The organism is Acinetobacter sp. CY73 (genome assembly GCF_059515865.1).
Window position 1 is genome coordinate 1 of record NZ_JCAKMZ010000050.1, and the last position, 10,746, is coordinate 10,746.

General features: G+C 36.0%; 12 protein-coding genes and 1 pseudogene. 7 read left to right on the forward strand and 6 right to left on the reverse strand.

The window, feature by feature from the left end; all coding sequences use genetic code 11:
* Nucleotides 1–1,057 (reverse strand): ISNCY family transposase (locus tag AC5YD2_RS15565; RefSeq protein WP_496124815.1); only part of this gene is annotated, 1,057 nt, incomplete at its 3' end.
* Nucleotides 1,058–1,433: 376 nt separating this feature from the next.
* Here AC5YD2_RS15565 and AC5YD2_RS15570 point away from each other — a divergent pair.
* Together AC5YD2_RS15570 and AC5YD2_RS15575 are read left to right on the forward strand one after the other, a co-directional pair.
* Nucleotides 1,434–1,622, forward strand: a pseudogene (locus tag AC5YD2_RS15570) (DUF6508 domain-containing protein); the annotation flags it as partial.
* A gap of 27 nt (nucleotides 1,623–1,649) precedes the next feature.
* Complete coding sequence (locus tag AC5YD2_RS15575; protein WP_496127198.1) at nucleotides 1,650–2,453, forward strand: GIY-YIG nuclease family protein; 804 nt, start codon at nucleotides 1,650–1,652, stop codon at nucleotides 2,451–2,453.
* Nucleotides 2,454–2,795: 342 nt separating this feature from the next.
* Here AC5YD2_RS15575 and AC5YD2_RS15580 read toward each other — a convergent pair whose 3' ends face one another.
* Both AC5YD2_RS15580 and repM read right to left on the reverse strand, forming a co-directional pair.
* On the reverse strand, nucleotides 2,796–3,371 hold the full coding sequence (locus AC5YD2_RS15580; RefSeq protein WP_496127189.1) for a plasmid replication DNA-binding protein: 576 nt from the start codon (nucleotides 3,369–3,371) through the stop codon (nucleotides 2,796–2,798).
* Nucleotides 3,364–4,320, reverse strand: coding sequence for a replication initiation protein RepM (gene repM, locus AC5YD2_RS15585; protein ID WP_496127190.1), 957 nt, complete (start codon nucleotides 4,318–4,320; stop codon nucleotides 3,364–3,366). The genes AC5YD2_RS15580 and repM overlap by 8 nt, the downstream gene beginning before the upstream one ends.
* 1,012 nt (nucleotides 4,321–5,332) lie before the next feature.
* On the opposite strand from repM, the gene AC5YD2_RS15590 reads away from it, so the two are divergent.
* On the forward strand, nucleotides 5,333–5,992 hold the full coding sequence (locus tag AC5YD2_RS15590; RefSeq protein ID WP_496127191.1) for a mobilization protein MobC: 660 nt from the start codon (nucleotides 5,333–5,335) through the stop codon (nucleotides 5,990–5,992).
* 4 nt (nucleotides 5,993–5,996) lie between these two features.
* On the opposite strand, the gene AC5YD2_RS15595 is transcribed toward AC5YD2_RS15590, so the two are convergent.
* Nucleotides 5,997–6,278 carry a hypothetical protein gene (locus tag AC5YD2_RS15595; protein ID WP_496127192.1) on the reverse strand — a complete coding sequence of 94 codons (282 nt, stop codon included), beginning with the start codon at nucleotides 6,276–6,278 and terminating at the stop codon, nucleotides 5,997–5,999.
* A 237-nt stretch (nucleotides 6,279–6,515) separates the two neighbouring features.
* Here AC5YD2_RS15595 and AC5YD2_RS15600 point away from each other — a divergent pair, with 237 nt between their 5' ends.
* The 3 genes from AC5YD2_RS15600 (at nucleotide 6,516) to AC5YD2_RS15610 (ending at nucleotide 7,761) form a co-directional block, all read left to right on the forward strand.
* Nucleotides 6,516–6,959 carry a hypothetical protein gene (locus AC5YD2_RS15600; RefSeq protein ID WP_496127193.1) on the forward strand — a complete coding sequence of 148 codons (444 nt, stop codon included), beginning with the start codon at nucleotides 6,516–6,518 and terminating at the stop codon, nucleotides 6,957–6,959.
* Nucleotides 6,960–7,172: 213 nt separating this feature from the next.
* Nucleotides 7,173–7,484, forward strand: a complete 312-nt coding sequence (locus AC5YD2_RS15605) for a BrnT family toxin (protein ID WP_496127194.1) — start codon at nucleotides 7,173–7,175, stop codon at nucleotides 7,482–7,484.
* Nucleotides 7,447–7,761 carry a BrnA antitoxin family protein gene (locus AC5YD2_RS15610; protein WP_496127195.1) on the forward strand — a complete coding sequence of 105 codons (315 nt, stop codon included), beginning with the start codon at nucleotides 7,447–7,449 and terminating at the stop codon, nucleotides 7,759–7,761. The genes AC5YD2_RS15605 and AC5YD2_RS15610 overlap by 38 nt, the downstream gene beginning before the upstream one ends.
* Before the next feature lie 24 nt (nucleotides 7,762–7,785).
* Here the strand turns inward: AC5YD2_RS15610 and AC5YD2_RS15615 are convergent, their stop codons facing one another.
* Together AC5YD2_RS15615 and AC5YD2_RS15620 are read right to left on the reverse strand one after the other, a co-directional pair.
* Nucleotides 7,786–7,971 (reverse strand): hypothetical protein, encoded by a 186-nt coding sequence (locus tag AC5YD2_RS15615; RefSeq protein ID WP_496127196.1) that lies wholly within the window; start codon nucleotides 7,969–7,971, stop codon nucleotides 7,786–7,788.
* A 1,025-nt stretch (nucleotides 7,972–8,996) separates the two neighbouring features.
* Nucleotides 8,997–9,524 (reverse strand): plasmid pRiA4b ORF-3 family protein, encoded by a 528-nt coding sequence (locus AC5YD2_RS15620; protein WP_496127197.1) that lies wholly within the window; start codon nucleotides 9,522–9,524, stop codon nucleotides 8,997–8,999.
* A gap of 165 nt (nucleotides 9,525–9,689) precedes the next feature.
* Between AC5YD2_RS15620 and AC5YD2_RS15625 the strand changes: the two genes are divergently transcribed.
* A partial coding sequence (locus AC5YD2_RS15625) for an ISNCY family transposase (protein WP_496124815.1) occupies nucleotides 9,690–10,746 on the forward strand: 1,057 nt, incomplete at its 3' end.

Consider the following 10,746-nt stretch of genomic DNA (forward strand, 5'->3'; position numbering starts at 1 on the left):
TATATTGCCCAACTAATTTCTGGTTTAATTCAGTCGGTTCAAGCATATAAATACATTTGTCATAGGTCAGGGTTAGATTCTTGGTGACCTTACGCGGTTCCTGCCAGGTAAAAATATCATCCAGTTCAAGATCAGATTCGGTTAAGGGCCGATGTAAATTCTTTGAGTTTCTCGCACATTTGGCGAACCTCTGATTGAAATGCTCAATAAAGCAGGGTAGCCATGCATTGGCTTCAGCAATCGAACCGATGCCTTCTAGGCGCATCTCCTTGATCAAACGGTCCTGAAGGGTTCTATTCGCTCGTTCTACGCGGCCTTTGGCCTGTGGTGAGTTGGCGAAGATAATATCAATGTTTAACTCGTTCAGAATCCGCCCAAATTGCGTGATCTTGCTGTCTTGGCTCGATTTCTGATTGACTCGGAATACCGAGTGTTTATCGCTATAAAAGGCCAAGGGCTTCCCATATTGCTCAATGTAGGCTCGGGTTGAAAGCATGTAATCAAAGGTCGTTTCCGCTTCACAAAAGCGCAGATGCAACAGCTTTCCAGTGGCATCATCGATATAAACCAGCAAGCAGCATTTGGCGGCTCGGCCTTCAAACCAGTCATGATATGAGCCATCAATCTGAATCAGCTCACCCAAGCAATCCCGGTTATAGCGTGGCTGATATGGGCGTTTTAGACGTTTGGATCGCGGAATCCAGAGCTCATTTGCAGTCATCCAGCGCCGAAGCGTTTCTACAGGGATATTCAGGTCAAACATGCTGCTGAGCTTCTCATGCGCCAAGGTGGGTCCAAATCCGAGCAGATGTTCAGAAATAATGGAAAGGCACTTTGATTTTAATAACTCATCATGGCGATGATGACCCGGGTGACCACGACTGGCATGCGCCAGACCTGAAACACCGTCTTGATGGAGCTTCTGCAATAACCGGGTAATTTGACGAGTGGAAAGATTCAGGATTTCAGCAGCACGGACTTGGGTAATACGATGATCTCGAACCTCTTGCAGAACTGCAAGACGTTGAATTTCTTTATCAGACATAGTGATCAGCATCTATATTTTATATCCAGTCCATGATGATAAAAACCATCATAAACTAGACATTTTTATTGGTGAGAATATAGACAATTTAAATGGGTTCTAACAAGTCGACTTCGTATAACCGCCATTATGTTAAATGGGGAAAATGTAATCCATCTTATGAATAACGACATATTCTGACGTACATGTAAGTTTTGGCTATTAATTAAACTGATATATTATTGTTTTTATTATAAATTATTAAAAAATTAGTTACATTGAAAGAAAAATCATGAATACATATACATCTTTATTGCAATTAATAAGTGATTTAAAAGAGTTAAAGTTAGATCAGAGCCTTCCTATAGAAAAAATTGAAAGTCGTTTCATTGAAGCAATGAAAGATAAGATGGTTTTCAATTATCAAGAAGTTTTATCAAAATACGCAGAGATAAGTGAAGACGTAATCGCTAATTTTGATCAAAATAAAATCCTAGCTTTTTTAACTTCGGTTATTCGTAGTGAACGGTTTATAGAGGGCACTCTCTCTCATAATTTACGTTCAGGATTAGTTTTAGTCGCATTAGAAAAATTAGCTACATTAGTGAATACAAAGCATAAAGTCATGTTAAATGATATTCTGCAAATCAAAAACTTAGATAATGTAAAAATTAGACTGAATGTTATGTTTGGTGGAAATTGGAATCCAATAGAAGTATTTAAAGATGGGAATATGGATGAGATTCTGAGGGGGCATTATTGGAACTATAGCTCCAAAAAATCATATAAAGATGGTCAAACAACTGTTGGGCTAATCAGAATAAAACCAAATGAAGATTTATGGTTATTGATTCATGTTGGAAAAATTACAAAGGATTTGAATAAGTTCAATGATGTTGGCTATGAGTTTGAAGTTTTAGAACAATATCGTAAGTATTTTGGACGCATTATTGTTAAGTATAAAAATTCATCACAGACACTAATACGGAATGCTCTAACGATCATTAATGATTGTGAAATTCATCAAATATTGCCTGATGTTTTTGATAATGATCTTTTCCCTGGATATGAAAGTATGAATGTCTCATGGCAAGAATTAACACGAGTAATTGATAAAGAGTCGTGGAAGACTGCATTACAAAATCAAAAAGCAGTGTATTTAATCACTGATATTTCGAATGGGAAAAAGTATGTTGGTTCTGCATACGCTGAGAATATGTTGCTCAATAGATGGCAAAGTTATGTTAAAAGTAGACATGGTGGTAATGTTCAACTAAAGCAGCTTTCGCAGGAACACATTGAAAGTAATTTTAGATATTCGATATTGGATATTTTTAAATCGACAACAGACGATAAAGTTATATTGGATAGAGAAAGCTGGTGGAAAGATACATTATTAACGAGGAAATTTGGTTACAACTCTAATTAGAAAATTAATTTTTTCTGAAATTAACATAATACACCTTATGCGAAATGCTCTTTTTTATTCCATATAAATCATAGTCTTAATGCATAGAAAAAAGCCCAAACATGTGTGTTTGGGCTTTTTTGTTGATTTCTCACGTTCCACGCCTATTCTTTGATCAATGTTTCACACTTTTAATTAACTCAGTTGAATAATCAGGATGCTTGGTCTTTTCCTTTTTGGCGTCCTTCGAGTTCTTTTTAAAGCGCCTTTTTATCCTGGCACTATGCAATCAGCATGATCGGGACCACTACAATACTCAGTGTGATGTCTTTCAGTTTCGATATGATCTTTCTCTCTTATTGGTCAATTATTATCGAAAACGGCATGCAGCACACGGCCAAATAAGCCACGTTTTTTATGTTGTGGCACTGCCACATTTTGCAACGTGGCATGCTGTAGTGTTTGGTTATGATATGCCGTAGTTTCTTGCTGTGGCACTGCCACATTTTCTGCAATATTTAGTTGATCATTCTTTTTATTATCATCGTTTTGTTGATTTGTTGCACGCTGTGGCATATCGATGTCGCATGCCGTAGCATTTTGTTGTGGTGCTGCTGTGGCAGGTGCAACACTTTTCAGCTCAATCAGTGTTTGCATACGGTCAATTTGTTGCATTAACCGTTCTTCACGTTCTTGGTATTTTCTGACTTCATTTTCTAAATGGGCAATAAGTTTTTTTGTAGATTCATCACCTTCTTGCTTAGATGATTCAATTTTTTGAGGTGTTTGCTCTGGCTCTCCAAAGCATCGAATGACCTCTGCTACATCGAATTGTCCATCACTGGAGCGTGATAAACGTCCATTACGTACAGCTCTGTAAATGGTTGATCTATCTACATGAAATTTTTTAGATACTTCACTTAGTGATAACTTAGCCATTTACGAAGTCCTTTTTATTTGATGGCATATATCCCACTTTTTTTAGGTATGGATACAGTTCTTTTATTCGATCAGGGTCTTGTAGCATCTCAGCAATACGAATAGCAAATTGCGGATAGCTTTCAGTTCCATGGGAGTACTGCCCCATTTCGGGTAATTCTGAAAGCTTATTTGCAAACATGTGACGTTGTGCATCAGTCATTTTGGCAAGGAGATTTAACGTGTTTGGATCTCTTTCTGAGGGTCTTGAATCACTTTTTTTGTGATTAAACGTGAATGATAAACCTGAGATAGATCTTCCATTTTTGTACTGTTCATATTTTACATTTATATCAGTTAACTCGTTGATTTGCTTTATCGCGGGTTCCAGAACACGGCTTTTAAAATTAACCATTTTTTGATATTCATTAACCTCTAGTCCTAATTTTTCTCTGAACTCAGATAGAGAGATAATAGGTGTTTTTCTTACGTCTCTCCACGCAATTAAAAACTCATATAGACGGATAGCATATTTGCTAGTTAATTGTGCAACTTGTTTAAGTTGATAGCTCGTGAAGTGCTTTTCCAATCTTGTAATTAGAGGAACAACATCTGGTGCAAATGTAACTTCTAATGTAGCAAGGTGATCAATATATGCAATTCGGCTAACCCAACGAGATTTGACTACAATTTCTTTGTTTGTATCTTTATGAATTTCTTTAAAAGAGAACTTCCTTTCAAAAAGATTATTAACTGCATTTTTTAGAGCGTTATATGCAGCTTCTTTAGTGACATTAAAGCGAGAGGCATAATCAGAAGCATGTATTTCCAATTTACTGTCGGAAGAGATTCCTTGACCAGTTTCTCTTGCTCTTATTATGGATAAAAGGATAAGCCGTTGCTCGGTCACTTCGAGATTATAACTAGCATTAATTAAGGCATTATCTTTTACTACTAAGTCATTTTTCATAAGACTGCATAGGTTATAAGTGTTATTAAGACTACATTAGCATTTGATGTAATCAAATGCAAAGAAATTGTAGTCTTATGACAAAGAAATTGTAGTCTTATGACAAAGAAATTGTAGTCTTATTAGTCTTGAAAGTCTTATAAATCAAGGATTACAGCTTACTTAAAAGTATTTAAAAACTTTAAAATATATTAAAAGCCTTTTTCTTTCAAAATTGCCCTATGTTTTCGCTTCGCTCAAACTCTATTGAACTTCGCTTTCGCTCAGTTCGATGGGGCAATTTTTAGGTTCATCTCGTTGTGAATTCTTAAAAGCAAAAACACAAAGCACTCGGAATTCGCTTCGCTCATTATTTTTTATGCTCGCTACGCTCGTCCAGCAGCAAGTTAGGTTAGTTCGCACCCATTCGGGATGCTCTAATAGAACAGTGATATATCAATAGGAAGCCTGTAATCAGAGAAAGGGCTGTGCAAAATTTTTATAAGGCTCAATCCCTCGTAGACACTCGGTCGGTTTTTTTCAATATCAGTCTGATATTGAAAATAGCTCTCTAAACATTGTGGGTCTGACAGATATTTTTGAGCCTAGTTTCATTTCTTATTCTAAATAGGCCTATTTTGCGTTTGCTGGGCTTTTTAGCCCTATTGACATAGATTTCCCTGTTTTTTGAAAAAAAGCGCTTAGAAGCGATTTTAGGCAGGTTTAGAGTGATATCAAAAATCCTTTGATTCTGTTTTAGACCTGGAGGGTTCTTTTTATATTTTTTGATTTTCATTTCTGATCAGCAGATCGGAATGCACGCTTACTCGTTTCTCTTGGAGAAACTCAAATTAGACACTTTGATTTCCTCGTTATGCTTGTTTGTATTTGGTCATGACTAAAAAATACGGAGTGAGGAATAGCTACTTTTTCTAGGGCAGGATAGGCAACAGCCGTTAAATTTATAATTTTGTCACCCATGTGTTAAATTGATGGCAAAAAATAAATATAGATTTGCTGATGGAATTTGGTCATGACTAAAGATAATAAAATCTTCTTTCGAGTGAATCCTTCTGTTCTTGAATGGTGGGAAAAACGATGCGAAAAGCAGGGTGTAAAAAAGGGTGAGCCTTTTCAAAAAGCGTTGGAGTTGGCTTATCAAAAGGAAAATGATTCTGAATTTTCAGGGCAAGATTTTTCTTTAAATCTTAATGTTGATTTGGTTGAAAAAATTCAGCGTTTGGCACAGCTTGAACAGGTTGATCCTGAAGTTCTCATTGAGAATATGATTAAGGATAGAGTTGCGGATTATGAAAAAATTGAAGAATCAGTTGATGTTTTTGAAAAAACAACTCGTACAGAGTTAAGAATCAAGCCAAGTCTGAAACAAAAAATTGATCATCGTGCTGATTTGATTGGGATGAAGCCCAATCAATATATTATTTCTGTGTTGACTGCTAATGTCGCAAAGAATGCTCAATTTTTTGGTCATGACCAAATTCTAAAACTGGGTGAATCGAATAGTCGGTTACTGGCAATAGGTCGAAATCTCAATCAGATCACTAAAGCGATGAATCAAGGGCATTTTAAAGCATATGATCGTGATTTTATTGGGCGTGTACACGAGTTTGTAAAAGCCCATGTGCGTCATGTATTTTTATTGCTTGAACAGAATAAAAAGAGGTGGGAATAGAGGCTTATTGTTCTGTTTTCAGTTGTTCCGAATGAAAGATAATCTTTTCTTTAATTTGGACATCATTGAGCTGAAATAGCTTTTGGAGTTCCTCTGAAAGGGCTCCCCTATGATCATCTTGAATTTTACCTGATGTACGTAAAGCGATTCGGAGTCCAATTGCATGTTGCGCCAATTCATGCAGTTCATCGCTGTTTAGCTCATTAAAGCGTTCATCTAATGAGGGGGATAGATTGAGATGTTCTAACAAGAATTGATCAACAATGTCTTTCGAATTTTTAGTCATGACTAAATTCTCCTAAGTATGTCTGACCAATCCCAATATAAAGCATTTGCAATCTTCTTTAAAAATTTGGTCATGACTAAATTTAATTTAAAAAATTGGTTCTGGTGTAGGAGTAAGAATACCCACATTAAGGGCATTTCGTATAACGTGCATTATGATAATTTTAGAAAAACTTAAACTTCTTAATACGCTAGAACGGTTTAAAACCTATTTTCCTCTAAATTATAGATACAGCTTATGAAAAAGAATGATATTAAAAATCCAATAAAAGCTACATTAATTTCTTCTCTTGCAGCTCCTTTGCCTTTTTTAATAATGCTTTTAGCAAACTTTATATGGATAGAAGAATTTCATCTGTTGGATTTTATTCAGATATTAGGGTTTCTCCTAATCGTTATGATATTTGCTTTTCCTTTTACCTGTATCATAAATTTTGTACTGGTATTACCTATGGCTATTTTGCTCAGTAGAATAAATTCTCTATATGGAATCTATTTGTGTTTATGGTGTTCTCTAATAGCCTTTCCTGCCTTCTCTATCTATATGAGAATACTCAATGGTGATTCCACTACAAAAATTGAATTTTTACAAATCATTCTAACCACAATTTGTGGGCTATGTTCTGGAATCGTATTTTGTCGAATTGCTAAGATACGATTAAAACCCTTTCATTTAACATAATGGATATCATACGAAGTACACTTGTATATTAACATAATTATCAATAACTTAAAAATTCATCCTCATCACAAAAACCGCAAAAAGCCGACTTGGAAACAAGTCGGCTTTTTTATGTTCGATTCTGTAAGCTTTTGCCAATAAAAAATGGAAGAACTTTGCAAAATTTACAATTTTGTATTAACATATTTATATTAACAAAAAAGCGATGCAACTATGGAAATTGAGTTTTCATGGGATGAGCATAAAGCAGATACAAACCTCAAAAAACATGGTGTAGCTTTTGACGATGCAACATTGGTTTTTTATGATGCTTATGCCGTCTTCAAACAGGATCGCTTTGAAAATGGTGAATATCGTTGGCAAGCGATAGGTCTCGTACACGGCCAGACAGTTTTATTAGTGGCTCATACTGTACAAGATCATAATGGGATTGATCATATCCGTATTATTTCAGCACGACAGGCAGAGAAAAAAGAGAGGAAACAATATGAGCAAAATCGTTACCTACAAAATGGATTTGAATAAGCCTCCTGTTTTGTCTGAAGAACAAAAGGCAAGACTCGAAGCCCTGTCTAAACGCCCAGACAGTGAAATAGACTTTTCGGACATTCCTGAACTTGATGAAAGCTTTTGGAAAAATGCTGTCCAAAATCCGTTTTATAAGCCAACTAAACAAGTGACTACAGTACGCATTGATGCAGATGTTATGCAATGGCTAAAAGCACAAGGCAAAGGCTATCAGACACGTATGAATAAGATTTTACGTGATGCAATGCTGAATGATTTAAAAAATCATCCATAAAAAACGGAGATTAAGCTCCGTTTTTTACAAACTATTTTTAAGCTTATAGAATCTACATTCGGGGTAAATTAAACCTATAATAAAAAGAATGGTAAATGCTATCCATAGAAACAAAGCCATAGCTCTAAGCTGTTCTTCATTCCATGAGCTTGATTCCATATCTAAGAAAAAGATACTCTTCCAGCCTTTAATATAATCAGCTCCCCCCATGAAATAATCCATTTGAACATTAAGCTAACTGCCAAATAAATAAGCACCCACACCCATGTAGACATAAATTACCTTATTATTTTTAATCACTTATTAGATAATTATAACTGATCTTAATAGTCTTATTTAACATAAAATCTCTTATCTGAAGCTTGTTTTGACTTATCTTTTAAATCCAGTATCTTTATTAAAAATAATAAAAATTTGAGCTATTTATGATCTCCACAATCTTCATAATCTTAATACTAATTTTATGTCCAATGACATTTTTTTATTTTGTTACAGAATCTCGAAATGGTTTGATTCCTATAGAAGTGTACTTTGCTTTTCCTGTTTTTGTGGGAGCTATCTATCCATATATTTTTTTAAAATTTGGTTTAAAAAAACTTGAAGTCATTTTTTTAGGGGGTGTAATTAGTACTCTGATCTGCCTAGTTTCCAATTTTATGTATAGTCAAGATTCATTTGGAATTATTACAGCAGGAACAATGGCCTTGATATACCTGATGCTTTTTATTCCCCCATATTTGATTTCTATGCTTTGGTTTAATCGAAAATATAAGTAATAAAAAAGCCCGACATCCTGTCGGGCTTTTTCGTATGGGGTCTTTATATTGTAAGGCTAGACTCCTGTCGTACATTTAGATCCTTCTCAGTGGGGTTATTTTTATTGTCTGGAGCATCCTGCTCTCTATATACCCATGATAAGAAAACGCTGCAGATGGGGCTAGAGGAGATGCACGCCAGGAGGTGTAAGAGATGGCTTACATAGATTAAAAAATATCCACATTTTTTGTGGATGAAATTAGGGATCCGATGCCAATAGATACGAGGAAAAGCCCTGAGTTGATCGTTTTTTAATCATTTTTATTGGCAGAATATGCCAGATTTGCTCAAAAAAGAGCCAACATGTTTCCAAGTCGGCTTTTTGGTGTTTTTTGGGGTGGGTAAAAATTTCTAAGTATTTGAAAAAAAATAATTATTTTTATTGCGTTTCGCATAATGCCCATTATGTTAAATGAGGTTTAAAACTTAATATTCTGTGAATTAAAGTAGGTTGGATCAAACTCTATTTCTCCTATTTCATCCTCGATAATTTGCATGTAATCGTCATATCTTGGATGTTTGGGATCTTGTAATGCATCTAAAATATCAAGATATCCAAAAATTCCTCCAATATCTTCAAATGGAGCATGATTTTGACCATCTATGCACAATGGATATTTTTTATTTAAATCAGGGGATTGTCTACTCTCTACACTAATCAAGTGTTCCCAGCAATCGCCAAAATCATATGTATATATAATTTTTTTACCTACACGTAAAACATCTTTCAATTTTTGTCTTTTATTAATCTTTTCATGCTTAATAGTAGTGAACTCATGCAAATGGCTATCTTCCCAATCAAAAGCAGATTGAATAGCTTTATGAAGCCGAGACAACGTAGCATCAGATGAAATTTGAATAGTTCTCCAAATTTCAGGTTCACTGCCTAGAAGACTAATTTTTAGTTGAAAAATTTCATCAGAAGATTTGAGTTTTACAGTTCCCATAACAGCCTAATTCTCAAAAAGTAATTTAAGTTCCGCTAAAATTAACATAATACACCTTATGCGAAATGCTCTTGTTAGAACCCATTTAAATTGTCTATATTCTCACCAATAAAAATGTCTAGTTTATGATGGTTTTTATCATCATGGACTGGATATAAAATATAGATGCTGATCACTATGTCTGATAAAGAAATTCAACGTCTTGCAGTTCTGCAAGAGGTTCGAGATCATCGTATTACCCAAGTCCGTGCTGCTGAAATCCTGAATCTTTCCACTCGTCAAATTACCCGGTTATTGCAGAAGCTCCATCAAGACGGTGTTTCAGGTCTGGCGCATGCCAGTCGTGGTCACCCGGGTCATCATCGCCATGATGAGTTATTAAAATCAAAGTGCCTTTCCATTATTTCTGAACATCTGCTCGGATTTGGACCCACCTTGGCGCATGAGAAGCTCAGCAGCATGTTTGACCTGAATATCCCTGTAGAAACGCTTCGGCGCTGGATGACTGCAAATGAGCTCTGGATTCCGCGATCCAAACGTCTAAAACGCCCATATCAGCCACGCTATAACCGGGATTGCTTGGGTGAGCTGATTCAGATTGATGGCTCATATCATGACTGGTTTGAAGGCCGAGCCGCCAAATGCTGCTTGCTGGTTTATATCGATGATGCCACTGGAAAGCTGTTGCATCTGCGCTTTTGTGAAGCGGAAACGACCTTTGATTACATGCTTTCAACCCGAGCCTACATTGAGCAATATGGGAAGCCCTTGGCCTTTTATAGCGATAAACACTCGGTATTCCGAGTCAATCAGAAATCGAGCCAAGACAGCAAGATCACGCAATTTGGGCGGATTCTGAACGAGTTAAACATTGATATTATCTTCGCCAACTCACCACAGGCCAAAGGCCGCGTAGAACGAGCGAATAGAACCCTTCAGGACCGTTTGATCAAGGAGATGCGCCTAGAAGGCATCGGTTCGATTGCTGAAGCCAATGCATGGCTACCCTGCTTTATTGAGCATTTCAATCAGAGGTTCGCCAAATGTGCGAGAAACTCAAAGAATTTACATCGGCCCTTAACCGAATCTGATCTTGAACTGGATGATATTTTTACCTGGCAGGAACCGCGTAAGGTCACCAAGAATCTAACCCTGACCTATGACAAATGTATTTATATGCTTGAACCGACTGAATTAAACCAGAAATTAGTTGGGCAATATA